The sequence below is a fragment of the Siminovitchia acidinfaciens genome (assembly GCF_003605385.1).
In the GTDB taxonomy this organism is placed as follows: Bacteria; Bacillota; Bacilli; order Bacillales; family Bacillaceae_C; genus Siminovitchia; species Siminovitchia acidinfaciens.
In genome coordinates, this window is the sequence record NZ_QYTV02000001.1 from 610,944 (window position 1) to 636,956 (window position 26,013).

The following is a 26,013-nucleotide window of genomic DNA, read 5'->3' on the forward strand; positions in this document are numbered from 1 at the left end:
GAGGATCCCCTTGACGATAGCGGTTTTATTTGGAACTTTGTTTCTTTTACTCTTTTTAAGTGTACCGATTGGTATATCCATTGGTGTGGCAACTTTGATTACCATTATATTTTCCGCGGATAATATTAATCTTGGTACGATTGCACAGAAATCATTTACATCATTGGATTCATTTCCGCTGATGGCGATCCCTTTCTTTACTCTGGCAGGGATTCTGATGGGAAAAGGTGGTATATCCAAAAGGCTTTTGGATTTTGCCGGTTCCCTTGTCGGATTTATGACGGGCGGTTTGGCCATGGTGACGGTCCTTGCTTGTATGTTTTTCGCAGCAATCTCAGGATCGGGTCCGGCAACAGTTGCGGCCATCGGTTCTTTCATGATTCCCGCCATGCAGGCAAAACAATATGGCGACGGTTTTTCCCCGGCCTTAACAGCGTCAGCTGGTTCCATAGGTGTGGTCATTCCGCCTAGTATTCCGTTTGTATTGTTGGGTGTTACTGGAGGTCTTTCAATCAGCGATCTGTTTATGGCTGGTGTGTTCCCAGGTATTTTAATAGGTGTTCTCCTTATGATTGCTTCTTTTATCATTATTTCGTTGAAAAAAATAGATAATGAAAAAGAAAGAATGCAATTGAAAAGAGTATGGGAAACTTTTTATAAGGCCATTTGGGCATTGCTAACACCGATTATTGTACTTGGCGGAATTTATGCGGGAATTTTTACTCCGACCGAGGCAGCCGCTGTAGCCATTGTCTACGGACTTATTGTAGGGGTATTCATTTACCGTGAACTGAAATTGAAAGATATTTATGACAGTATAGTAGAAACTGTTAAAATTACCGGTGCCACTTTATACATGGTCGGCTTGTCCATCGCTTTTGCCTATTTGCTGACGATTGAGCGGATTCCTTCCAAAATTGCGGAAGGTATCATGGGGGCATCTGACAACCCGATTATTGTATTACTATTGATCAACCTTTTCTTGTTGGTAGTTGGAGCATTTATCGATACGATTGCTGCTATCGTGATCCTTACACCTATTTTATTGCCTGTCGCGGTGCAGATAGGTGTAGACCCGATTCATTTTGGCGTTATCATGGTGGTGAACTTGGCCATCGGATTTATCACTCCGCCAGTGGGAGTTAACCTGTTTGTAGCATCTGCGGTGGGGAAAGTGCCGTTTGATACTGTGGCAAAAGGGATTGTCCCATTGTTTTTCACGATGCTTGTTGCTTTGGCAATCATTACATACGTACCACAATTATCAATGTGGCTCCCTAACCTGATGAAATAGATATTGAAGGAGTGAACCAAAACATTGAATCCGGATCTGATTATGCATCATGGAACAGTAGTTACAATGGATAATGATTTTCATATATTCGAAGCTGTTGCGGTGAAAGACGGAAAAATTGCAGCAATTGGTTCGGATGAAGAAATAAAGGCACTCAAAAGCGACCATACAGATGTGATTGACTTGGAAGGAAGAACAGTCCTTCCAGGTTTTATTGATGCCCATCAGCATATGGTCAATTTCGGCTTTAATTTATTGAATGTGAATTGTAGGCTGTCTTCCATTGCTGAGGTTGTAGAGGCAATCAAAGAACGGGCAAACAACAGCAATCCCGATGACTGGATTATTGGCTGGGGGTTTGATGAGGCAAATTTCACGGAACAAAGAAAGATGGATAAAAGGGACTTTGAAGGGATTATCAACCCGGTATACATCATGAGATATTGCCACCATGCAGCTGTGGTCAACGAAGCTGCTCTCAAGCTCGCAGGCATCACGAATGAAACGTCAGTGAACAACGGTATTATAGAGAAAAATGAATCCGGTGAGGTTACGGGAGTGCTGGTAGAAGCAGCTAAAGGTCTCGTTGAAGATGTCATGCCTCCTTATACGAAGGAGCAGATGAAAGAGGCTGTCAAGCTAGCAAACGATCAATATATCAAAGAAGGCATTACAAGTGTACATGAAGCCGGGCTGGGCTTTTTCAGCGACGCATTCAAAGAGTTTGGGGTTCTAAAGGAAATGAAAGAGGAAGGAACTCTTGATGTACGAATGTATCTGATGGTTTTGGAAGAGTATTTCGAAGAGTTTCTGGAGGAAACCGCATCCTACAAGTGGGATAACCGCCTGGAACTGGGGCCGATGAAATTATTTGCCGACGGCACTCTCAGCGGAAAAACAGCGGCCGTTTTATCCGACTTCAAGAATTCACCAGGTGAAAAAGGAATGCTCCTTCACACCTTTGAAAAATTGAAAGCCATGGTTGAAATCGCCCATAAAAAGGGCAGTCAAGTCTCGATTCATGCGATCGGAGACCGAACCATTACACAAGTTCTTGATGTGTATGAGGAGCTTTATTCAGAATATCCGCAGGAAAACTTGCGGCATCGAGTAGAGCATGCTACTGTAACGAACCCGGAAATATTGGCACGAATGAAAAAGTTGGGTGTCATTCCGGTTCCCCAGCCGTCTCTCGTTTACTTTTCGGGCGATGTTTATCAAGAAACTTTGGATGAACCAGCTGTGCATAACGTTTTCGCCAACAAAAATTTCATTGACTTTGATCTGAAGCCGGCAGGAAGTTCGGATTGCCCGATCATTCCTCCTTCTCCTCTGTTGGGCATTGCGGCTGCAATGGATAGGACTACAGTCAATAATAATGTTTTTATACCTGAACAAAGGGTTAAACTTCAAGAAGCATTAAGGATGTATACAATATATGCTGCCTATTCTGCATTTGAAGAAGACAGCAAAGGAACTTTGGAAAAAGGTAAATTAGCCGATATGACGGTCTTGCCTCCAAATTTTATGAATTATACACCCAAAGAGATCAAAAAAGCAGAAGTGGAAATGACTTTAATTGGGGGAAAGGTTGTCTATAGTAAAAATCTTGTGGAGATATAACGGGCAAACAGACGAAAGGCTTGAAACGCCTAAATCTTCGCAAGTAGTTGCGGAGGGGGGGCCAAACTGGCTCTTTTCTGCCGTTCGGTCACATACGATGGCACCGATGCAGTTATGCCAGCACCCCTCTCATTTTTAATAAACAGCAAGTTGGGAGAAATTACTGATATTTTATGAAAAAGTATTGAGCGGGTTATGAGCAAGAATTTGTGTGGATCACAATCATTTTAGTAACCGGAGGAAGATAGAAAAAATGAGAACTCTATCAGGCGGACATATCGTAGTGGAAGTTTTAGAGAAGGAAGGGGTAGAAAAGGCCTTTTGCGTACCCGGTGAAAGTTATTTGGGAGTGATTGACGGATTATATGAGCACCCGACGATTGATTTGATTTCCACCCGTCATGAAGGCGGTGCTTCCTTTATGGCTGAGGCCTACGCCAAAGCGTCCGGAAAGGTGGGCGTGTGTATGGCAACGCGGGGACCGGGTGCTACGAATCTATCGATTGGTCTTCATACAGCCATGCAGGACTCTACGCCACTGGTTGCATTGATTGGCCAGGTGGAAAGGCCTTTTAAAGGAAAAGAAGCATTCCAGGAAGTGGACTTTGCCGCTTATTTCAGCCACCTGTGCAAATGGGCGGTTGAAATCGATTCGGCGGAGCGGATTCCGGAAATTCTCCACCGGGCATTCTATATTGCGCGGTCAGGAAGGCCTGGGCCTGTCGTCGTTTCATTGCCGCACGATATGCTCGAGGATGTCGTCGAATATAAGGAAGGCGTTGTTTTAGATTACAGCATTCCAGAAGTTAGTGACGAAACTGTTGAAAAGGTGCTTGAAAAATTAGCTCGGGCAAAACAGCCGATCATCATTGCGGGCGGCGGTGTAATTGCAGCCAATGCAGAGGGAGAGCTTGCTGGGTTTGCTGAAAAAATGAAAGTCCCGGTAGCTTCTGCGTTCAGGCGCTTCAATGTCATACCTAATGACCATCCTAATTATGCAGGCTGGCTCGGATTTGGCTTGGATAAAAGTTTGGTCGACTTCATACAGGGAGCAGATCTTGTTCTTGCGGTCGGTACACGCTTCTCACAGATAACGACTCAGGATTACACCTTATTAAACGATAAAACTGAATTGATCCAAGTGGATATTTCATCGGATTCAATTGGAAAAGCTTATTCTGCGGCACTTGGCGTTGTATCGGATGCAAAGAAGTTTTTACAGAAGTGTCTGAAGCTGACAGGACCTGTCCAAGACGAAAATCGTGAACAAGCAGTCCAATCCTGCCATGAAGCCTATTTAGCTTCTTCTACCCCGCCTGCTCCATCAGAAACAACGGAGTTTGCGGAAATGAACGCAGTTATGGCTGATATTGTGGCCGAAGTTCCTGAAAACAGCATACTTACGAGTGATGCAGGCAACTTCTACGGCTGGCTTGCCAAGTACTTCCGTTTTACAAATGAAAAGAGATACGTCGGTCCAACTTCAGGCGCGATGGGCTACGGACTGCCTGCAGCAATTGGAGCTAAGGCTGCACAGCCTGATCATACAGTCATCTCATTTTCAGGGGACGGCGGGTTCATGATGACGATGGTCGAGTTGGAAACAGCTGTAAGGGCCAATCTTCCGGTGATTGCTATTGTCGTCAATAATAATATGTATGGGACAATTCGTGCTCATCAGGAGAAGCACTTTCCTAGCCGCGTGATGGCAACGCCCCTGACAAATCCGGATTTTGCAGCGGTTGCCAAGCAGTTTGGCTGTGAAGGGGAAACAGTGACGAAAAATGAAGAGTTCCTTCCGGCATTCAAACGTGCGCTGCAAAGCGACAGGCCGTTCGTCATTGAGATAAGGACAAATCCTGAAATATTATCAGCTGCGCAGGCGGCAAAATAATTTTTTGCAATAAAAAACAGCAAATCATCATGATAATAGTCATGATGATTTGCTTACCAATAGTTCGTATTAACTAGAGAGTTATTGACATTTTGAAAGTGAGAGAATATACTCTTTAAAAATATTAAAATATTTTAAACTATAGATCTTCATATTATTTCCATGGGGGATGGAGAGAAGCTTATGACAGGGGTTATGAATCCGCGATTGCGTTCAATACACATTTCAGGAATTAGAACAATTGCTGCTATGGCAGAAAAAGATCCGGATGTAATCAATTTGACAATTGGGCAGCCGGATTTTCCAACACCTGACTATATAAAAGAGGCAGGGAAAAGGGCGATAGACAATAATAAAACTGCCTATACGCATACTGCCGGCATGCTTGAGTTAAGGGAAGCAGTCAATCAATATATGCAAAAAAAGTATCAGTTTAATTACCGGCCTGACGATGAAATTTTAATCACCGCCGGGGCCAGCCAGGCGATTGATACGGCCTTGCGTACCATTTTGGAAGAAGGCTCCGAAGTCATTATTCCTATGCCTGTTTTTCCGGGATATGAGCCTGTCGTTCAGATGTGCGGAGCGGTGCCGATATATATAGACACAAGCAAGAATGGTTTTAAAGTAAGTGCCGATATGATTAAAGAAAAAATAACTGATAATACACGCTGCCTGATCCTTTCTTATCCATCAAATCCAACCGGGCGCACATTGAATAAACAGGAAATTCAGGAAATTGCAGATCTTCTAAAAGAAAGGGATATATTTGTAATATCGGATGAAATTTACAGTGAATTACTCTATGAAAACAAACACTCTTCCATTGCTTCCATACCAGAAATGAGAGACAAAACTATTGTTATTAATGGATTGTCCAAATCCCATGCGATGACTGGCTGGAGATTGGGAATAGCCATGGGGCCATCTGAAATTATTGCCGAAATGTCCAAAGTGCAGTTATACAATGTAACTTGCGCAAGCTCCATCAGCCAATATGCAGCTTTAGAAGCCTTAACTAAAGAAACCGGTGATGTTCCTCGAATGGTAAAGGAGTATAGGAAAAGAAGAGATTATATGTACGAGAGGTTAATAGGCATGGGATTGGAAGTATACAAGCCTGAAGGTGCATTTTATTTATTCCCATCTATAAGCAGTACAGGGATTTCTTCCATGGATTTCGCCATAAAGCTTTTACAAGAGGAAAAAACGGCAGTCGTACCAGGCGATGCTTTTTCCGAATTCGGAGAAGGGTATATTAGAATCTCATATGCAAGCTCCATGGAACACTTGGAAGTAGGGGCAAATCGGCTGGAGCGTTTTATCAAGAAACTTTAAATTGAAAGCGCTTTATGAATTTAGGGAGGTGATTATCGGTAGCTATCAGATGTTCTGTTCTTTCATCTTATAAAAATCGAAAGGGGAATAACCATGACAAAGAGATTGATGATCATGTTAGCGATGGGTCTAGTGCTTTTATTGGGGGCTTGCGGATCCAAAGAAGAGGCAAAGGAAACCGGCGGAGAAGCAAGTGACAAAGAGCCGACTGTGGAAACGATCGAGGAAGGAAAGTTTACATTCGGCTTCAGTGGTCTGTATAAGCCGTTTAATTTCGAGGACATCGATGGAAATCTGACTGGTTTTGAGGTAGAGCTTGGCGAAGCTTTGGCGAAAGAAATGGGCTTGGAGCCTAATCCTGTAGCGACGCAAGACTTTGGTGCGTTGATAGAGGAAGTGAACAGCGGTCGCTTGGACGCAATCATGGGGAGTATGACAATTACGGAAGAGCGCTCCGAGGCTATTGACTTCTCAGATCCATATTACCGATCCGGGGGAGTTGTATATGTTCACGAAAGTAATAATGATATTAAATCTACAGATGATTTGAAAGGTAAAACGGTTGGAGTTATTGCTTCAAGCACACATGAAGAATCTGCCTTGAAATTCATTACCGAAGATACCCTTGCTACATATAACAGCGATATCATTGCTTTGCAGGATTTGGCGGCAGGAAAGGGTCGTTTAGATGCTGCCATTGTAGACAAGTTTGTCGGACATTTGCAAATTGAGGATGGGATGAAGATTAAACCTGTTGGAGACAGGCTTAATAATGAAGAAATAGGTGCAGGAGTTAAAAAAGGAAATCAACAGCTGGTGGATGAGATCAACCGTGCATTGGCAGCGGTAGTTGAAAATGGCACTTACGACAAGATCAGCGAAAAGTGGTTTGGTGAAAATATCCTGGAATAATCTTTTTCAATGAAATTCTGCTGTGCGGGTGTGTGTTCATTGTCACACGCTCGCATAATCAAATGCAGCTGGGGAGGGACAGCTATTGAGCTTTTGGGACTTATTAATACAAACTATTCCCGGTTATATGGATGCCGTTCTCGCAACGGTTAAAATAACGTTGCTTGGATTGGTCATTGGTCTTGTCATTGGTTTGTTTTTCGCTTTTTTAAAAGTATCCAACATAAAAATATTAACCATTATTGCGGATATTTACATATACATTATTCGCGGCACCCCGTTAATCGTACAGATCTTTATTTTGTACTTCGGCTTGGTGGAGTTCGTAGATCTTGGTCGTCTTTGGGCGGGCGGCATAGCACTTGGTGTACATAATGGGGCTTATATAGCCGAAGTCTTCCGCGGATCGATTCAATCGGTCGATAAGGGGCAAGCGGAAGCGGCAAGAAGCCTAGGAATGACATCCGGTTTGGCGATGAGGCGGATTATTTTGCCTCAGGCCTTCAGACGTGCACTTCCTCCACTTGGCAACCAGTTTATCATTGCATTGAAAGACTCTTCTTTGGTGGCATTCATCGGGTTTCAGGACTTGTTTAACCGTGCTCAAAGGCTAACTTCTTCAACAGGCCTTGCCATGGAAAACTATATAATAGTCGGAATCTACTATTTGATATTAGTTTTAATATTAACCTTCCTTGTCAACAGGTTGGAACACAGGATGTCGAAAAGTGAACGGGGGTTAATTTAATGAGTGAAACTGATGCTATTATCCGCGTAAATCAACTTCATAAAAGCTTTGGTTCCCTGCATGTCCTGCAAGGAGTAGATCTCGAAGTGAAAAAGCGCGAGGTTGTTGTATTGATTGGAGCGAGTGGATCAGGAAAAAGTACTTTTTTACGCTGTCTCAACTTTTTGGAAATGAAAGACAGCGGTGAAATCTATTTGGAAGATAATCTGATTGATACGAAAAAGGATAATTTAAATAAGGTCCGTGAACAGGTTGGTATGGTATTTCAGCACTTTAACCTTTTTCCCCATATGACCGTCTTGGAAAATACAATAGAAGCCCCCGTTCATGTAAAAGGAATGAGTAAACAGGACGCAACCGAAATTGCGGAGGAATATTTGAAAAAAGTCGGACTGCTGGATAAAGCGAATAATTATCCCGGGACATTATCCGGAGGTCAAAAACAAAGAGTGGCTATAGCCCGTGCACTATCAATGAAGCCTAAAGTCATGCTGTTTGACGAACCTACATCGGCTTTGGATCCCGAACTGGTGGGTGAGGTGCTGAGCGTCATGAAAGGTTTAGCAGAAGAAGGAATGACAATGGTCGTCGTAACACACGAAATGGGATTTGCCCGGGAAGTTGCAGATAAAGTTGTATACCTTGATGGAGGACGGATCGTGGAACAGGGACCCCCTGAACAAATATTCGGAAATGCCAAAGAGGAGCGTACCCGCGAATTTTTAAGCAAAGTATTTTGATGGATAACGTTTGTTCCGCCATGATGGTGGTTCAAACGTTTTTTATTGAGATTTTGATTGATGTTTGCTTTTTTTGGTCTGGTTGTGAGCTCAGGTGCTGGTACTTAGTAAAGCGGCTAGTATTCTTGGAAAATGGATAGTATTTCTGAGAAGTGGATAGTATTTCCTGAAAGTGGACAGTATTTCTCCAAAGTGGATAGTATTTTTAAAAAGTGAATAGTATTTCCAAAAATTGGACAGTGCTTACCGAAACATGAAAAGTGTTTAAATGTCTACAGAGTTTCCTGGATTTAATATTCTCACCAGGACAAAAAGAAAAAGTTATCTCCCTAGAGTTGCCCCGCTCAAACACAAACACATTCCCAATTATTGGACTGGAAGCATTCGTGCCAACGGTTTACACTTATATGTAGAAGAGTTATTGGAGGAGAGTCCATTGATCAAGATAAAACTCGTTGTACCACGTAAGGATTATATAAAACATGCCCAGGAAAGGTTCGAAGAGTTTAACCTCCAGGAAAAAATAGATTCTCCGGAGGAAAATGTTGCGTTTGAATTAGAGGAGGTCGTAATCCCGACTGATAAGATCCGCACTACTAAACTTGATGCGGACGTCATTATTTCAAGAGGCCTGGTGACTAAACTATTAAAAGAGAATAATGAATCCATTCCAATAGTAGATATACCTGTTCAGGGCATCGACCTGATTCGCAGCTTGGATGAATGCAAAAAGCGTTTTGGCAGAAAAAAGGTGGCCGTTATTGGTGCGGCAAATATGATATACGGTGTGGAAAATTTGGAATCGATCATTGATTTGCCGATACAAAAATATATTCTGGATGATATCACGGCTTCGGACAGGACTGTGGATCAAGCGGCAGAAGATGGCTGTGAAATTGTCATGAGCGGGCTGAATACAAATAAATATGCCGAACAGATCGGTTTGCAGACAATGCTCATTGAAACTGGGAAAGAGTCCTTCCGCCAGGCATTAGTTGAGGCGAAACGTTTAGCGATCGTCAGCAGGAAAGAACAGGAGAAGGCGAAACGTTATCAAACGATTCTCGATAATGCCTATGAAGGCGTGATTGCTGTTGATTTACAAAAGCGGATTTCTGTTTTTAATACCTCTGCGCAAGAGATATTGTCCATCACGAATCGAAACCTGATTGGAATGTCTATAGAAGGTATTTTAAACAAGGGAAAATTCCTGGATCTTTTATTAAGCGGAAATGATTACCAAGAGGAGATTGTCAGCTATGACTCCATTCAGTTGTCAGTGAAAAAAGCGGGGATCTTTTTAAAGGGTAAAAGAACCGGGGACATGGTCGCATTTCAGGACGTAACAGGTATTCAGGAAATGGAAGGGGAAATCAGGAAAAAGATTCATTTGCGCGGACATGTGGCGAGGTACCGCTTCGATGATATCCTTTATAAAAGTGATTTGATCGGACAGACGATTGAAACGGCGCAGCTGTATAGTGAAGCTGATTCGAATATTTTAATTGTCGGTGAGACCGGAACAGGGAAAGAAATGTTCGCACAAAGCATCCACAATTATAGTGAACGCAGAAAAAATCCCTTTGTTGCAATCAACTGTGCGGCCCTTCCGGAAAGTCTGCTGGAAAGCGAACTTTTCGGATATGCGGAAGGCGCTTTTACCGGTGCCATGAAAGGTGGAAAGCAAGGGTTCTTTGAGCTTGCACATAGGGGGACGCTCTTCCTGGATGAAATCGGTGAAGTTTCTCCCAAGCTCCAAAGCAGGCTGCTCCGTGTTTTACAGGAGCGGGAGATCATGCGCATCGGGGACGATAAGGTAATTCCCGTTGATGTAAGGATCATCGCTGCAACCAACAAAGACCTGATGGACATGGTGAAAAACAACGAATTCAGGGCGGATCTGTTTTATCGCTTGAGCGTCCTGGACCTTCAATTACCCCCGTTAAGAGAACATCGTGAAGATATTCCCGTGCTGGCCGAGGCTTTTATCAAAAACAGCAGGTTGACAGAAGAAGCGAAAGAAAGGCTGAAAGAAGAAGAGTGGGAAGGAAATGTCAGGCAGCTCCAAAACTTTTGCGAACGGATGACGGTGCTTTGCAAGGATCGGGTGATAGATGTTTCCGAGATAGAAAAACATCTTCCGAAAAGCTCCGTGGAAGCTAAGATTGGAAGAGTCTACATTTCTGAGCGTGAAAGAATATTCATGGCGCTTGAAAAGCATCACTACCATAAAGGTAAAGCCGCCTCTGAATTGGGAATGAGCCGAACAACATTTTGGAGGAAATTAAAAAAGTGGGACATTGAAACAAACTGAAACAATTGTGAAACGAAATAACTCATTATATTTCTTTGTGTGATAGAATATATAAATGAAGTCACTGTTGTTGTGTTGGCATAATAATTGCATATATAACATTACAGTGATTTTATTTTCTTATAGATGGAGTGACCCCACATGGAAACCAATCAATTATTTAAGTTGATCCAGTCCATTGTTTCTGAAAATCGGATCTTAACAAACTTGGCTGATCGCTATTCATACAGTTTTGATGCTTCGTTCGGGGAATATTTGCCGGATATTGTTATCCAGCCGAAAAATAAAGAAGAGATTGCTTTAATTATAAAGCTTGCCAATGAGCACAAGATTCCCGTCTATCCGAGAGGGGCAGCGACCTCATTAAGCGGAGGATCGCTGGCTGTCAAAGGCGGTATAGTCCTGGATATGTCTCAGTTTGAAAAGAAACTGGTCATTGACCAGGAAAACCTTCTGGCCATTGTTTCACCGAGTGTCATCACAGGAGATATTCACAAGCAGGCAGAGGCCGTCGGCTTGTTTTACCCGCCGGACCCAAGCAGTTCACACGTATCTACAATAGGTGGCAACCTGCTTGAGAATTCCAGCGGTCCGAAGGGATTGAAATACGGAACCACAAAGGAATATGTGATCGGGCTGGAAGTCGTTACACCGACCGGGGAGATTATAAGGACGGGCGGAAAGACTGTGAAAAATGTAACTGGGTACGATCTAACCCGCTTGATTGTAGGCTCGGAAGGAACGCTTGGAATTGTGACGGAAGCGACCTTACGGCTGATTCCGAAGCCGCAGGCACAAAAGACATTGCTTGCTTCTTTTGGTAGATTAATAGATTCGGGACATGCGATTACGAATATTTTAGCGGCAGGAATTTTACCAAGCGCGATGGAATTGATGGATAATGCCTGCATTCGTGCGGTGGAAAATTACACACCGAGCGGGCTTCCTGTCGATGCGGAAGCTATCATCATCATTGAAATTGATGGGCATGAAGCCGCCATTGAAGAAGAAATTAAAAGATGTGAAGAAATCTGTCTGAAACAAAATGCAACAGAAGTTAAAGTTGCGCAGGACGAAAAATCCCGGGCCAGCATCTGGAAAGCGAGAAAAATGGTTTCCCCCGCGATCACTCAAATGGGACCGACAAAAATTTCCGAGGATGCGACTGTTCCACGGAGCGAAATTCCGAAAATGATGGAAAGGCTCCATGCAATCCGTGATAAATATCAATTGAACCTCGTTGTATTCGGCCATGCCGGTGACGGAAATCTTCATCCAAACATCATCACAGACAAACGTAATTTGGAAGAAATGAAGAAGGTCGAAGACGCAGTCAGCGAAATTTTCGAGGCAGCCGTCGAACTTGGAGGAACACTTTCAGGAGAGCATGGAATCGGCACGTTGAAATCACCGTACATGGAAATGGAGCTTGGGAAAGAAGGGCTCATAATGATGAAAAAGATCAAAGATGCATGGGACCCGAACGGTATTTTGAACCCAGGTAAAATATTCCCGGAGCCTGGACAGACGAAGGTGGCGTTAATATGAGTAAACCAGCCTGCACTCAAGACAATAAATATGTTTCTTTGCTACATGACCTTTCCTATGAAGCTGCAAATATGTGTGTTCAGTGCGGATACTGTCTTCCTGCCTGTCCGACGTACGAATCGATGGGGAATGAAGCGCACTCTCCAAGAGGACGCATCAATCTAGTAAAAATGGCTGCTGAAGGAAAAATAGATTTGCAGCAGGATCTCGCTGAGCCGATCGATCTTTGTCTCGGCTGCCGCGCTTGTGAAGTCGCCTGCCCGGTAAATGTGCCTTACGGCCAAATATACGAAGCGGCCAGGGAGGTAATCACTCTCCAGCAAAAAGAGGAACAGAAGAAGCCTTCTGCCGGAGAGAAAGTCCGGGATCAAGTGCTGAACAATCTTTTTCCACATCAAAAGCGCCTCCGGTTACTCGGGAATGCAACGTGGCTCTATCAAAAAACAGGCGTGAACAAAGTTGCCCAGAAGATGAAGCTTGTCAATAAGGTGTCAGAACCGATGGGGCAATTTGAAAAAATCCTCCCGCCGGTGGAGTCGCCTTTGAAACGGTATAAATTCGGAGATGTATTCCCGGCTCACGGTACGAAAAAAATGACCGTTGCTTTTTTCCCGGGCTGTATTATGGATGCGGTGATGTCGAAGATTAACCGTCAGACGATTGAACTGCTACAGAGCTCCGGCTGTGAAGTGTTCATCCCAAAAGGGCAGAACTGCTGTGGCGCATTGCATGCCCACCAGGGAATCATGGATGAGGCCAAAGTGCTGGCAAAATCAAACATCGAGGCATTCGAAGCTTCAGGTGCGGATTATTTTATCAATAATGCCGGCGGTTGTGGAGCGATGCTTCGCGAATACGATCATCTTTTCAAGGGAGATGCCGAGTGGCATGAGCGTGCGAAAGCCTTCGTGGAAAAAACGCGCGATGTTACTGAGGTGCTATTTGAACTGGGACCCCTTCCGTTCAAGAAGGAATGGGATGGAATCATCACTTACCAAGATTCCTGCCATTTAAGAAATGTTCAGGGAGTAGCGGAACAGCCGAGAGAGCTTCTTCGTTCGGTTCCGGGGGCAACATTTGTGGAAATGGAAGGCAGCGACCGCTGCTGTGCTTCAGGCGGAATCTATAACCTTATTCATTTTGACGAATCCATGAAAATATTGGATGACAAAATGGTCAAAGCAAAAGAGACCAAAGCCCAAACAATTGTCACGACGAATCCGGGCTGCTTGCTGCAAATGAAACTGGGAGTGGAAAGAAGCGGCCTCGAAAATGCAAGGGCGCTCCACCTCGTTGAAGTTTTGGCGGAAGCCTGTGATATCCAATGAAAATAGCGCTTTGTACTTTACTTGTACAAGGCGCTATTTTTCTCTAAACGATGGCTTGCTCCAGTACCAGATCATTTTCAGCAAATCGTTCAAAGCGAAGCGGTGTCAAATCAAGTGTTTCATATTGGCCTTTTACGATGAGCTCAGCCAACCCAAGGCCGACTCCAGGCGCCTGCTGCATCCCGTGGCCGCTGAATCCAAGGGCCATGTAATAGCCCTTCATGTCCGGATGTCCGCCAATGATGGCGTTTTGATCCTTTGTGTTGTGATCGTACAATCCCGCCCAGCCCGATTCTAGCTTCAGGCTCTCAAAATTGGCTACTCTATGAGCGAGGATTGGCCATAGTTCATCAAAATAAGAGCGCTTCCAATTGAAGTCATAGCCGGGTTTGACCTTTTCGGAAAAACCGGTGATGACGCGATCGCCCTCATGGCGGAAGTAAACGCCGGTCGTATCTACAGTAAGGGGCAGCGGGTTTTTCAACGGGACGGATGTATCGAACAGGAATACTTGTCTTTTTAAAGCCACGACTGGAACTGGAAGACCGATTTTTTCACTTAATTCCGGGCCCCATGCACCTCCGCAGTTGATAACAATGTCTGCATCGTGGCGGCCGCCGCTGATTGTCCGGACCCCTGTAATCCGATCTTGTTCACAAAGAATTGTATCGACTTCCTCCGAAATGTAATCCACCTCGCTTTCCCGTGCCTGATGTTTGTATGCCTGCATGACGGAATAAGGATCCAAATAGCCGTCTTCCGAGCAATAAAGCCCGCCGGCCAAATCCTCGGTATTCAATTCCGGAATGATCGACAGCAATTCTTGGGGAGCAAGAAGCTGAGAAGGTACGCCCATTTCATTTTGAAGTTTTTTCTGTTTTTCGATAGCAGGAAGCATTTCTTTTGTTGCTAAAAAAAGGTACCCGCGCTGTCTGAAATCAATTTCTGCAGGGTCGCCGTTAATTTTCATCGTTTGCGGGAAATTCTTATATTGCTGGAGACTGTAGCGGCTCAGTTTTATATTGATGGCAGTGGTGAAAAGCTGCCTGATGCCCCCGGCGCTCCGAGGAGTCGAAGAGTATTCATAGACAGGATCTTTTTCGAAAACTGTAATTTTACCTTCGTAGCCGATTTTGCGCAGGTGATAGGCGGTACTCGACCCCATGACACCTCCACCTACAATAATGATGTGATCTTTCAAAAAGTTCCCTCCTCGCTTGATTTTACTTGTATTATAGATGACTGAACCAATCAATCAATAATCAAAGTGCACAAATTTCAGAATGTCGGAATACTTGGAATTTGGTATAATTACTATATAAACAATGAAAGCTTGATATTGTTTGGGGGTAGGAGCATGAAGATTCTTGAGCAGGTTGCACAATCAATTGTAGAACAAACATCGTCTTTACTTGGCGTTTCCATGAGTATCACTAATGCGGAAGGCCTGATTATCGGATGCGACCGGAAAGAACGTGTCGGCACACTCCATCGTGTATCCGTTCAAGTAATCAAGGATGGAAGAGAGGCTATTTTTACAAAAGAAAAAGCGGCGACGCTTGAAAATGTGCTGCCGGGAGTTGCGGTCCCCATTCGATTTAATCAGCAGATCATAGGTGTGCTCGGGATTATTGGGGAACCGTCGGAAGTGAAAAAGTATGTGAAGTTTGTCCGGAATCATGTTGAAATGATGCTGCAGGAAAACTTCAAGACAGAATCTTTTTTCGTACAGATGAAAACGACGGAGGTCTTTGTGCAGCACTTGATTCACTACAAGGAGTGGGAAAATAAGAAAGACCTTGAGAGTTACAGTGAGCTGCTCGGGGTTCAATTTGACAAGCCTAAAGTTTGCATATTGATCCATCTTCCTTCGCTTGTCAGAACACATACGGAAGCGAGGCAGTTTGCCAAGCTGTCGCTGCTTGAACTGAACAATCTCATTTGCCATCTTTTTCAGGAAAGCATGGAGGACATTATTTGCCCCATCAGCCAAGATCAATGGATTGTGATAAAGGAAGTCAAAGCCCGTGACTTGTTAAGGTTAAAGAAGCTGTGTGAACGTGCTGCTGAAAAGCTGAATTCTTTTATGGACCAGCAAAATCTTCATTGCAAAGTGTCCATCTCTTATGGAAAAAGCTACGAAGGCTTTGGAGGCGTCTCGCGTTCGTATCGCCAGGCTCATAAAACATTGATGGTCGGGCTGGAGAAAAGACCGGAGGATACTGTGTATTCGTTTGACAGCTGGACGATTTTACCGGATATTTTCCTCGAAGGAATCGATTTGTCGTTTATGGAGTTGTTCAGTGATGATATCGAGGTCATATGGGATCATCCCGAGGCCGATATGCTTGTAGAAACATTTATTGCCTACTGTGAAAGCAGTATGAACATCAGCCAGGCAGCTCGCAATTTGTATGTCCACCGGAATACGCTCATATATCGCTTGAATAAAATAAGCGAGCTTTTCCATATTGATACGCAGTCGTTTGAACAATGCCTTGTTTTATATGTGGCGTTAAAAAAGGGAACGAGTTAATAATAGGAAAAGCAATTTTTTCAAAAAAATGTTTATTAAAAGAATGGAAAGTTTTGCAAAAATGAAAAGAAAATATTTCCAAAGTAGCTATTTATTAACTTTGGATTAACTTATAATCCTATTATATTAAATATAATGGGGTGTATTGCATGAAAAAGGGGAAAATCAGATATACGGCCTTTTTGCTGGCTATCATGCTGTTGCTGAGCATAGTTCAACCGCTTGCTCCGAAAGCCAGTCCAGCAACTGCCAATGAGGCGATTCAGCTTGTTAAAGGCGATGCGGTTGTTGGGAGTTTCAGCGAGCCTGGAGATGTCCAATGGTATAAGATAGAGCCGACGAACGAGGAAATTCAAAGAGATACACATATGAAAATAGTACTCTCTGGGACTTTTGAGGGAAATATATCGGTTTACCCTGATAAGGACAGGGCTGAAGAGGACTTTACATTTGATGACTATAGAGCAGAAATCACTGAAGGTGCACCGGCAGTCATTTACATGCCGCACGCCTGGACAGGTCCTTATTTTATAAAAGTGGAATATTACGGCAATATTGAAGAAATAGACGAAGTTGAAGGTGAAACAGAGGAACCTCAGGGAGCGGACTATGAAATCAGCTACGAAGGAAAAAGGCTTACCCCGTCAGACTTGTCTGAGGAGGCTTGTCCGGTTGAATTAAGTGTGAATAAACGGGCGGCAGGCGTGGAGATCTTAAAAGAACTTCGCCAGGTGAGAGACGAACTGTTGTCAAAAACGGACAAGGGACAAGAAGTGACATCCCTGTACTACAAGATAGCTCCCTTCCTTGTTACGAAAATGACTTTTGATAAAGAGACTCGGGATCAAGCTTACAAAAGTCTGGTCACGCTGAAACCGATTTTTAGTGAGTTAGCGGAAAAAGGCGATGCCAGCAGCTATCGTCTGAACAAAGCAGATCAGATCGCGATAAATGAGTTGTATGAAATCGTCATCCAAAATGTACCTGACTGGCTAAAGCCGGAAATTGAAAAGATTGCAAAAGAGATTGGCATTGACAAGTTAATAGGAAAAGAAGTTTCTGCAATTTTAAAAGAAAATAAAATGGCTGTTTCACAATCGGATACAGACCGGGTCATCGTTAAATTGAAGAGTGGAAAAACGAAATCAGTATTAGAAAACAAAGCTAAGCGATTAGCCAAATCCCCTTCTTTTAAAACGGTTAAGGGAAACGGGACAAGCCTGAACAACATGTATGTCCTGGACGAGGTTAAAAAACCGGAGGAACTGGCTAAAAATCTGGAAGAATTACCGGAAGTAGAGTATGCGGAGCCAGTGTATACATATCATAAAAATGCTACAGATCAACCCGTTTTCGATGCCCAATACTCTTCTCAATGGAGCTTGGAAAATACAGGAGAGGGTTTCGGGAAAGCGGGAGCCGATATCCAATTTAGAAAGTTCTATAAAACTATTAATAATAAACAACTAGAAGAAGTGGTTATTGCGGTCGTAGATACAGGGGTTGATTATACCCTGGCTGACTTGGAAGAAATAGTTTTGCGGGACGAAGGGTATGATTTTGTGAACAGGGATGAGGATGCATACGATGACGAAGGTCACGGGACCCACGTTGCGGGAATCATTGCAGCAGGAATGGATAATAATTATTCCATGACGGGTATACATCCGAATGCAAAAATTTTACCAGTCAAAGTCCTTGATGCCAGCGGAAGCGGTGATACGGAAAAAATTGCTCTGGGTATTAAGTACGCTGTGGACGAAGGTAAGGCTGATGTCATCAACCTTAGTCTCGGCGGACCATATAGTAGAGTGATTGAGGAACAATTGAAGTATGCGGCATCAAAAAATGTGACCATAGTCGCTGCAAGCGGAAATGATGGGGCTGATATGTTAGATTACCCAGCTGCATCAAAACACTCCATTGCAGTAGGAGCATCGAACAGGCTCGATATCGTTTCCGACTTTTCAAGTTACGGAGAGGGATTGGATCTCGTTGCTCCTGGATCGGATATCCCAAGCTTGCTTCCGAACGGAAATGTCACTTATCTCAGCGGTACATCAATGGCTGCCCCTCATGTTGCGGCGGCTGCAGGATTATTGCTTTCAGTAAATAAGGACCTGAAACGGGAAGAAGTAAGAAGGATATTGACCGAAACAGCAGAGGATATTGCTGTTGAAGAGCCTGTGAGTCAACCGGATTACTATGATGACGATTTTCCAGTGAGAGTCTTGGAGCCTGGATATGATGAAGTTTCCGGGTGGGGCAGGCTGAATGTATGGAGTGCCTTTAATACGGTTGGCTTGAGACTTGCTGTTGATCCTTTAACAGACAATGATATGAATATATCAGGAAAAGCTGTGAAAGGAATGCCGCTTGAATTAATGGATGGCGAAACTTCTTTAGGAAAAGGCGTAGCGAAAGCGGACGAGAAATTCAGCTTTAAAATTACTCCCCAACAGGGGAATAAAGTTCTTCATCTTGTGGCAAATGACGGAGCTGCTTCTGTCAGGGTTTCAGTCAAGGAAACACCGGCTCCTGAAATCCCCATAGTAAAACCGGTAAGTGACAGTGATACAGTTGTGACAGGCCAAGCGGAAAAAGGGACGACTGTAGCTGTTAAATCAAAGAAGAAGTTGCTCGGCGAAGTCAAGGTCGATGCCAAAGGGCACTTTAAAGTGAAAATTGAGAAGCAAAAGGCCGGTACGCAACTTTTAATTACATCCACAAGTGTTTCCAAAAAAGTGAGCAAAACTGCGAAAGTTGTTGTCATTGATAAAACACCTCCGGCAAAGCCGAAAGTGAATTCGGTCGGTGACTCGGATCAGTTCGTCGGTGGTAAAACGGAACCCGGAGCGACCGTTATTGTGAAGCTTAAAGGAAAGACAATCGGAAAGAAAAAGGTCGATGCAAAGGGTACTTTTAAAGTCGCGATTAAGAAGCAAAAAGCGGGCACTGTTCTTTCGGTGACAGCGAAGGATGCCGCAGGAAATGAAAGCAAGGCAACTAAAGTGACGGTCAAGGATAAAACCCCGCCGGCGGTGCCCAAGGTAAACAAGGTGACAGATCGGGACAAATTTATTACCGGTAAAACAGAAAAGAATGCGGTTGTCTATGTAAAACATAAAGGGAAAACCCTTGGAAAGAAAAAGGCAGACGCAAAAGGCAAGTTCAAGGTGAAAATCAAGAAACAAAAAGCCGGAACCACGCTGTCTGTGACAGCAAAAGATGCAGCTGGAAATACAAGCAAAGCTGCAAAAATCAAGGTGAAAAATTATAAAAAGTAAAAGGTGATTCCTAAAACCCTCGGCTTGCCGGGGGTTTTAGTTGAATACTAGGCCTAATGCTTATAAATAAAGGAGGCGGCTATCATAAAAGTCGTAATTGCACCTGATTCGTTTAAAGGCAGCGTTACCGCTCTGGAGGCAACACTGTCGATTGAAAAAGGAATAAAAAGGGCTTTTCCGGATGCGGAAACAATCCGAGTTCCGTTGGCAGATGGCGGTGAAGGAACAATGGAAAACCTAGTGTCCGCCACAAGCGGAAAAAAGATTGCCGCCACAGTAACAGGACCGCTTGGAAAGCCAGTCGAAGCTTTTTACGGCGTGCTTGGCGATGGAAAAACATGCGTCATAGAAATGGCAATTGCTTCCGGTTTGGATCTCGTTCCAGAAATGGAACGAAATCCGCTTGTAACAACAACATATGGAACAGGTGAATTGATTAAAGCTGCTCTTGAAGCAGGCTATAGGAACTTCATCTTAGCTCTAGGCGGCTCTGCCACAAATGACGGCGGAGCCGGAATGCTACAGGCACTAGGGATAAAGCTTTTAGATGGAGAAAAAGAAGAAATCGGCTTTGGAGGCGGTGAACTGGCCCAGATTCATGAAATAGTCGTTGAAGGGCTAGACTTGCGTATAAAAGAAAGCTCCTTTGTCATTGCCTCGGACGTTGAAAATCCTCTTGTCGGGAAAAACGGTGCTTCGTTTGTTTTCGGCCCTCAAAAAGGAGCAACGGAAGAGATCGCCCAAAAGCTGGACTCCAACCTGACACATTGGGCAGACAAAGTGAAAGAAGTAACAGGGGTTAATTTGCACGATATGCCAGGTGCAGGAGCGGCAGGTGGTCTAGGAGGGGCTTTCCAGGCATTTTTCCCCGCTGTAACGGAAAAAGGTGCCGAGGTTGTTATAGGATACACGAAGCTGAAAGAAAAATTGACCTGTGCCGATCTTTTAATAACAGGCGAAGGTCAGGTCGACTTTCAAACAGCCTTTGGCAAAACGCCGAAGAGGGCTGCGCAGGCAGCAAAGGAACAGGGCGTTCCAACGATTATTATCGCTGGATCCGTCGGGAAAAATATTGAGGAGCTTTATCAGTACGGGGTGGTCAGTGTACATAGTATCATGACAAGGCCGATGGCGCTTGATGAAGCAATGGAATCAGCCTCTGAACTGCTTGAGCATACCGCTGAGCAGATTTGCCGAACATATTTTAAATAAATCTCCCTTCCATGTCATAGCACCTGCAGCATTTTTTGCATATAAAAATAATAAAATAAAGGCATATTAGCAATGCATTACGTTTAAGAATTGGGAAAGAAGGGTATGTATCAATCTAAAGAGAAAACCAAGCAAGAAATGGAGAGGGGGCACAACAGTGAGTACGATTTATTCTCACTCGGATGACCATATGCTAGTTGGAGAAACCAATTTAAAAATTAAATCTTTTGTTAAAGGGGATCCTTCACCTTTTCCCGATATCGATTATTCTCATTCATGTGTTTACGAACTAACCGATTTTACATTTAGAACCCCGTTAGAAAAAATGGATGTATTCAATCAGTTGCTTGAAATACCCCACCCTTGCGAAGTATGGATTTTGCCGGTTACGGAAGAGACGACAGCACTTTTGGAAGACATGCCAAAAGATGAAACTTATGAGAAGACAGCGGCGCTTTTTTCAATGCTGTCAAATGTAAAAGAAAAAATTGAAGCCGACCGAACATTTCTCATTACCCACAAAGACTATTGCAGCGACATCATTCAGTCGCTTGAAAAGCTGGGATTCACGGTCACTGAGAAAAAGAAGGAAGAATTAAAAACAATCGACTTATCATAATACAAAAAGCCGATCTATTGATCGGCTTTTTGCATGTTCCAAATTTCTTCAAATTCAATATAAAGTAACAGTGCTAGAAGATTTGGTTAGTTAGTTATTTGAATATAATGTAAGCTAAGCTATGTATCATTTAAAGAGGAAAAAAGGGGTATCCGGCTTGAAGATATATCATATGAATAACAGTCTGATCGTGAATGCGCCAATAGAGGAAGTGTGGGGCTTTTTTTCAAATCCCGGCAATCTGGCTGTTCTTACACCACCGAAACTTAAATTCAAATTTATGCAGGAGTCGCCTTCCCGTATGTTTCCCGGCCAACGGATTACCTATTGCCTGTCTCCATTTCCAGGCTTCCGAACTAGGTGGGAAGGCGAAATAACAGAAGTTATCGAACTTGAACGATTCATCGATGAACAGAGAAAAGGACCTTTCGCCTATTGGCGGCATAAGCATCTGTTTTATGAAAAAGCTATAGGGACAGAAGTACGTGACCACCTGAACTATGCTCTGCCGTTAGGCATGATTGGATCCGCCTTTCAGCCTTTTGTCCAAAGGAAAATGACGGAGATGTTTACATATAGGAATGAAAAGTTGAAAGAAATATTTTCGTAATAAGGGAGCGTGGGGACAAGTGCATGTTGTCATTGCCGGTGGAAGCGGGTTTGTCGGGCAGGTTTTGCAGGAAAAGCTGCTATCCGAAGAAAGCCGTGTGACTATTTTAACAAGAAACCCTGAAAATATCCGACAGACGGACAGGTTGAGGGCTGTCGAGTGGCTGAAGGAAAATAGCCACCCGGAAAAAGAGATGGGAAACGTGGATGCTATCGTCAACCTGGCCGGAGAATCAATAAACGGACTTCGCTGGACAAAGCAAAAGAAAGAACGAATCCTGCAAAGCAGGATGGAGGCAACAGGGGAAATCATAAAGCTGATTGACAAATTGGAGAGGAAGCCACAGGTGCTAATTAATGCTTCGGCTGTCGGATATTATGGAATGTCGGACACAGAAGTTTTTACGGAAAAAAGTCCTAGTGACGCTAACGATTTCCTGGCTGACACGGTACAAAAGTGGGAGCGAAAAGCGTCTGAAGCAAGCCGCTATGGCGTCAGGACAGTTTTTGCCCGTTTTGGGATCATCCTTGGCCGTGAAGGGGCACTCCCTCTGATGGCGCTTCCTTACAAAGTGGGAATCGGCGGAACGATTGGTACTGGAAGGCAATGGGTGTCATGGATTCATGTTGACGATGCTGCCAAGATGATCAAATTTGCCATCGACACTCATGCCATAGAAGGGCCGCTCAATGTCACCGCCCCGACGCCTGTAATGATGAAGGAGTTTGGCAAAGTGCTCGGCTCTGTTTTAAGAAAACCGCACTGGCTCCCTGTACCTGAAACTGCTTTGAAGGTGATTTTGGGCGAAATGAGCAGCATGATTATCCGGGGCCAACGCGTTCTTCCGGAAAAAGCCAAGGTGCATCATTATGAGTATCTTTTTCCTGAACTGGAAAGCGCACTTAAAGATATTTTTTTAAAGACAAAGATTACAAGTTCATGAAAAAATAGATTTATTATCCAAATTGTGCTACTATTTATCTATAAAAGTAGCATGACTAGAGGATGAAAAGATGAATTTGGAGAAAATGAATATTGGTGCAATGATCAAGTATCATCGCCAGCTGCGGAACATGACTCAGTCCGAGCTTTGTAATGGCATCTGCTCTGTTACCCATTTGAGCAAGTTTGAGAACTACAACAAAGAAGTGAATCAGGAAACTATAATGCTGCTGCTCGACCGTTTGGACATTTCGTTGGAATCAATTCAAAAAGCGACGAAGTCCATTGCTGCCGACCTCACTAAATTGCTCGATGCTGTCCTTTCTTATGATAAGAAACGGGCGACAGAATGCTTCAAACGTGTGGAAGAACAGCGTGAATACATTACATTCTCCAACTACATAGCACGCTACCACCTTTATGTATACCGTTACTTTTTGCTTGTCAACGACATTGAGAACGCCGAGAAGGAAAAGGAAATCCTCAGGCAAATTGCAAACTCGTTAAGTGCCCAGGAAAGGGAACTTTATGAGTATTTGAATGCGCTTTTGCAAATGTTCAAGGGAGAGTATAAGCCCTCTTTGGATGTATTGTTAAGACTCGAAGCCAATGATTTGCTGCCCTCAAATTGGAAAGCGGAGCTATATTATTTTATTGCTTTCAATTTTGGCAATCTGAAAGACAGCAGTAGCTGTGTAGCATATGGTCTCAACGCACTGGAAGAGTATTCAAGAACGTTCAACTATTTGAGGATATTGCATACTCAATTTTTGCTAGGCATAGCTTACACGGATTTAGGGCTTTACGATAATGCCGAGGAACAGTATCAATTTATCTTTAAAAACATGAATCTAATAAATGCTGAAGAACTGACTTCAGCCATGTATAACAACTATGCCCTGTTGTTGGAAAAGACGGGGAACATGGAAGAAGCCTTTGAGTATTATCTTCATTCCATGGAACATGCAAAAAGTGATATAGAATATTTGATGAGCCTGTGTAGTTACACCGAATTGTTGATAACTCAAGGGGAGAAGGAAAAAGCTCTTCGTAATATATCTAAAATATTGCGTGAAACAAAAACAAGTGCAACAAGGAAACAGCATTTAACTTTCAAGTATTATCAATACTTATTGAGGGATCAAAAGGATAAAGCGATGAGCTATTTGGAAGAAGAAGTCCTACCCTATTTAGATAAGCTCTTTTTTATTGAGGATTATAATAAATTTGCTTTATCCTTAGCTAAATATTATTCAGCAAAAAATACGGATAAAGCACTTTATTATTATAAAAAAATTGCAGAAAGGTGATGAACCATGAAAAAGCTTATTCTTACAGCAGGCGTTGCCTGGGTATTATACGCTGCTCCGATTTTTGGAGGCGGAATCACTCCGCAGTCACCGCCTATTTTCCCTCCATTGTAATTAGAATGCAAGACAGGGGAAGCTGCTCCATTTACGGGGCAGTTTTTATTTTTTTCTGCTATAATGATGTTGAATTAAATAATTATTTTTGTAGGGGAACCGGTGAAGCCGGTTGAGAAAGCTTTCGGGGAATTGCTGACCCTTTGAACCTGATCTGGCTCATACCAGCGAAGGGAACGTCAAACTATGAATGCCTTGGCGCCTGGGTTCAACTTCCCCGGCGCTTTTCTTTTAGTTAAAGAAGTATAAAATCATACCAAATTTTCTATTCAAATTAGGAAACGGTATGTCTAGCTCCGACGCACAGGAAGTGCTAGTGCAGGCGAAGCGACAGGACGTCGCTGCTTGAGCCTGCCAGGCGCCTAGCCCCTCGAGGTCACAAGCCTGCAAGGAAGCTGATTCAAGAAGAATGTGCTCCTGCGCCATAGATATTCGAGGAAGTTTTGTTCAGCTCGTCGCAAAGCTGCACGAAGCATATTCAAAGAAGTTTCACACGGTGTGATTGAAGTCAGTAGCTTCCCTGTGGTGGCTGAAGAACTACCTCCTCGGGAATCGTCTTGTGCTTGTCGGGGCTGATCAAGGCGCCTTGCGCTTTTCTAATATACATAACATCTAGGAGGACACTCAATGAAAAAGTGGTTGGCAAGTTTTGCTTTTATCTTATTACTATTGGCCGGATGCAGCGGGAATGCTGATGAGAAAAAGGATTCCGCTGAGAACGCTGAAAAAGAGGACGCCCTGAAAAAGGTATCTGTTGTCCTGGATTGGTCGCCGAATACGAACCACACAGGGTTATATGTTGCAAAGGATCAAGGTTATTTTAAAGATGAGGGGCTCGATGTGGAAATCATCCTACCGGGTGAAGCCGGTTCGGACCAGCTTGTAGCCTCAGGGAAGTCTGAATTTGGGGTCAGCTACCAGGAGAGCATAACTGAAGCGCGCGTACAGGATGTACCGCTTGTTTCCATTGGAGCAGTGATCCAGCATAACACGTCCGGGTTTGCATCTCCAGCTGAAAAGAACATTAAATCGCCGAAAGACTTTGAAGGAAAAGCTTACGGAGGCTGGGGAGCCCCGCTTGAAAAAGCGGTTTTGGGCTCTTTGATGGAGACTGAAGGAGCGGATGTGGAGAAGGTGGACATCGTTAATATGGGCGACTCCGACTTTTTTACAGCTGTAAAAAGAGACATTGATTTTGCTTGGATTTATTACGCGTGGACAGGCGTGGAAGCTGAGCTGCGCGGAGAAAAAATCAACATGGTTTACTTGACGGATTACACCGATAAGCTCGATTATTACACGCCGGTCATTTCGACGAGTGAAAAAATGATTGAGAATGATCCGGAGACGGTAAAAGCCTTCATGGCCGCGGTGACCAAAGGGTATCAATTTGCCATCGATGAACCCGAAAAGGCCGCTGATATTTTAATCACTGCTGTTCCTGATCTGGACCCTGAGCTTGTAAAGGCAAGCCAGAAATGGTTATCGCCGAAGTATCAGGATGATGCTCCGCGATGGGGAGAACAAAAAGCCGAAGTTTGGAAAAATTATATGGATTGGATGCTCGGAAAAGGATTGCTGGAAAAAGAGATCGATGTGGACAAAGCGTTCACCAATGAATTTTTACCTAAATAGGAGGGCTGA

At 43.7% G+C, this 26,013-nt stretch carries 19 protein-coding genes and 1 riboswitch; of the genes, 18 read left to right on the forward strand and 1 reads right to left on the reverse strand.

The genetic code is table 11. The features are described 5' to 3' along the window. The first annotated feature begins 10 nt into the window (after window positions 1-10). The 10 genes from D4T97_RS02790 (at window position 11) to D4T97_RS02835 (ending at window position 13,739) form a co-directional block, all read left to right on the forward strand. Window positions 11-1,294, forward strand: coding sequence for a TRAP transporter large permease (locus D4T97_RS02790; RefSeq protein ID WP_126047416.1), 1,284 nt, complete (start codon window positions 11-13; stop codon window positions 1,292-1,294). A gap of 24 nt (window positions 1,295-1,318) precedes the next feature. Further along, window positions 1,319-2,917, forward strand: coding sequence for an amidohydrolase (locus D4T97_RS02795; RefSeq protein WP_126047418.1), 1,599 nt, complete (start codon window positions 1,319-1,321; stop codon window positions 2,915-2,917). A 253-nt stretch (window positions 2,918-3,170) separates the two neighbouring features. Continuing rightward, window positions 3,171-4,811 carry a thiamine pyrophosphate-dependent enzyme gene (locus tag D4T97_RS02800; protein ID WP_126047420.1) on the forward strand — a complete coding sequence of 547 codons (1,641 nt, stop codon included), beginning with the start codon at window positions 3,171-3,173 and terminating at the stop codon, window positions 4,809-4,811. 183 nt (window positions 4,812-4,994) lie between these two features. After that, window positions 4,995-6,149 carry an aminotransferase A gene (locus D4T97_RS02805; RefSeq protein WP_126047422.1) on the forward strand — a complete coding sequence of 385 codons (1,155 nt, stop codon included), beginning with the start codon at window positions 4,995-4,997 and terminating at the stop codon, window positions 6,147-6,149. A gap of 93 nt (window positions 6,150-6,242) precedes the next feature. After that, a complete protein-coding gene (locus D4T97_RS02810) occupies window positions 6,243-7,061 on the forward strand; it encodes a transporter substrate-binding domain-containing protein (RefSeq protein WP_235872132.1) in 819 nt (272 codons plus the stop codon). A 127-nt stretch (window positions 7,062-7,188) separates the two neighbouring features. Continuing rightward, window positions 7,189-7,809: an amino acid ABC transporter permease gene (locus tag D4T97_RS02815; RefSeq protein ID WP_126048043.1), complete on the forward strand. Its 621-nt coding sequence runs from the start codon at window positions 7,189-7,191 to the stop codon at window positions 7,807-7,809. Between the two features lie 17 nt (window positions 7,810-7,826). Next, window positions 7,827-8,549 (forward strand): amino acid ABC transporter ATP-binding protein, encoded by a 723-nt coding sequence (locus D4T97_RS02820; RefSeq protein WP_126048045.1) that lies wholly within the window; start codon window positions 7,827-7,829, stop codon window positions 8,547-8,549. 436 nt (window positions 8,550-8,985) lie between these two features. After that, window positions 8,986-10,863, forward strand: a complete 1,878-nt coding sequence (locus D4T97_RS02825) for a sigma 54-interacting transcriptional regulator (RefSeq protein WP_164525445.1) — start codon at window positions 8,986-8,988, stop codon at window positions 10,861-10,863. Window positions 10,864-11,004: 141 nt separating this feature from the next. Beyond that, window positions 11,005-12,411, forward strand: a complete 1,407-nt coding sequence (locus D4T97_RS02830; protein ID WP_126047425.1) for an FAD-binding oxidoreductase — start codon at window positions 11,005-11,007, stop codon at window positions 12,409-12,411. Continuing rightward, the gene (locus D4T97_RS02835; protein WP_126047427.1) at window positions 12,408-13,739 is read left to right on the forward strand and encodes a (Fe-S)-binding protein; all 1,332 of its coding nucleotides are present in this window, start codon (window positions 12,408-12,410) and stop codon (window positions 13,737-13,739) included. The genes D4T97_RS02830 and D4T97_RS02835 overlap by 4 nt, the downstream gene beginning before the upstream one ends. A gap of 43 nt (window positions 13,740-13,782) precedes the next feature. Here D4T97_RS02835 and D4T97_RS02840 read toward each other — a convergent pair whose 3' ends face one another. Continuing rightward, window positions 13,783-14,940, reverse strand: a complete 1,158-nt coding sequence (locus tag D4T97_RS02840; RefSeq protein ID WP_126047429.1) for an NAD(P)/FAD-dependent oxidoreductase — start codon at window positions 14,938-14,940, stop codon at window positions 13,783-13,785. A 156-nt stretch (window positions 14,941-15,096) separates the two neighbouring features. Between D4T97_RS02840 and D4T97_RS02845 the strand changes: the two genes are divergently transcribed. From D4T97_RS02845 to D4T97_RS02880, 8 genes are all read left to right on the forward strand, one after another. Continuing rightward, entirely contained in the window at window positions 15,097-16,275 is a 1,179-nt protein-coding gene (locus D4T97_RS02845) for a CdaR family transcriptional regulator (protein ID WP_126047431.1), read from the forward strand. Window positions 16,276-16,424: 149 nt separating this feature from the next. Next, the gene (locus D4T97_RS02850) at window positions 16,425-19,562 is read left to right on the forward strand and encodes an Ig-like domain-containing protein (RefSeq protein ID WP_126047438.1); all 3,138 of its coding nucleotides are present in this window, start codon (window positions 16,425-16,427) and stop codon (window positions 19,560-19,562) included. 84 nt (window positions 19,563-19,646) lie between these two features. After that, complete coding sequence (locus D4T97_RS02855; RefSeq protein ID WP_126047440.1) at window positions 19,647-20,774, forward strand: glycerate kinase; 1,128 nt, start codon at window positions 19,647-19,649, stop codon at window positions 20,772-20,774. A 157-nt stretch (window positions 20,775-20,931) separates the two neighbouring features. Then, window positions 20,932-21,393 carry a hypothetical protein gene (locus tag D4T97_RS02860; protein WP_126047442.1) on the forward strand — a complete coding sequence of 154 codons (462 nt, stop codon included), beginning with the start codon at window positions 20,932-20,934 and terminating at the stop codon, window positions 21,391-21,393. Between the two features lie 157 nt (window positions 21,394-21,550). After that, window positions 21,551-22,003: an SRPBCC family protein gene (locus D4T97_RS02865; RefSeq protein ID WP_164525446.1), complete on the forward strand. Its 453-nt coding sequence runs from the start codon at window positions 21,551-21,553 to the stop codon at window positions 22,001-22,003. Window positions 22,004-22,022: 19 nt separating this feature from the next. Beyond that, window positions 22,023-22,946, forward strand: coding sequence for a TIGR01777 family oxidoreductase (locus D4T97_RS02870; protein WP_126047446.1), 924 nt, complete (start codon window positions 22,023-22,025; stop codon window positions 22,944-22,946). A 70-nt stretch (window positions 22,947-23,016) separates the two neighbouring features. Continuing rightward, window positions 23,017-24,255 carry a helix-turn-helix domain-containing protein gene (locus tag D4T97_RS02875; protein ID WP_126047448.1) on the forward strand — a complete coding sequence of 413 codons (1,239 nt, stop codon included), beginning with the start codon at window positions 23,017-23,019 and terminating at the stop codon, window positions 24,253-24,255. Window positions 24,256-24,451: 196 nt separating this feature from the next. Beyond that, a riboswitch (TPP riboswitch) is annotated at window positions 24,452-24,562 on the forward strand. Between the two features lie 434 nt (window positions 24,563-24,996). Beyond that, window positions 24,997-26,004, forward strand: a complete 1,008-nt coding sequence (locus D4T97_RS02880; RefSeq protein WP_126047450.1) for an ABC transporter substrate-binding protein — start codon at window positions 24,997-24,999, stop codon at window positions 26,002-26,004. Window positions 26,005-26,013: the final 9 nt, after the last annotated feature.

Coding starts and splice junctions, on each gene's coding strand:
- D4T97_RS02835 (WP_126047427.1), top strand. CDS start 12,408: ATGAGTAAACCAGCCTGCACTCAAGACAATAAATATGTTTCTTTGCTA.
- D4T97_RS02810 (WP_235872132.1), top strand. CDS start 6,243: ATGACAAAGAGATTGATGATCATGTTAGCGATGGGTCTAGTGCTTTTA.
- D4T97_RS02875 (WP_126047448.1), top strand. CDS start 23,017: ATGAATTTGGAGAAAATGAATATTGGTGCAATGATCAAGTATCATCGC.
- D4T97_RS02800 (WP_126047420.1), top strand. CDS start 3,171: ATGAGAACTCTATCAGGCGGACATATCGTAGTGGAAGTTTTAGAGAAG.
- D4T97_RS02845 (WP_126047431.1), top strand. CDS start 15,097: ATGAAGATTCTTGAGCAGGTTGCACAATCAATTGTAGAACAAACATCG.
- D4T97_RS02880 (WP_126047450.1), top strand. CDS start 24,997: ATGAAAAAGTGGTTGGCAAGTTTTGCTTTTATCTTATTACTATTGGCC.
- D4T97_RS02805 (WP_126047422.1), top strand. CDS start 4,995: ATGACAGGGGTTATGAATCCGCGATTGCGTTCAATACACATTTCAGGA.
- D4T97_RS02850 (WP_126047438.1), top strand. CDS start 16,425: ATGAAAAAGGGGAAAATCAGATATACGGCCTTTTTGCTGGCTATCATG.
- D4T97_RS02830 (WP_126047425.1), top strand. CDS start 11,005: ATGGAAACCAATCAATTATTTAAGTTGATCCAGTCCATTGTTTCTGAA.
- D4T97_RS02815 (WP_126048043.1), top strand. CDS start 7,189: ATGGATGCCGTTCTCGCAACGGTTAAAATAACGTTGCTTGGATTGGTC.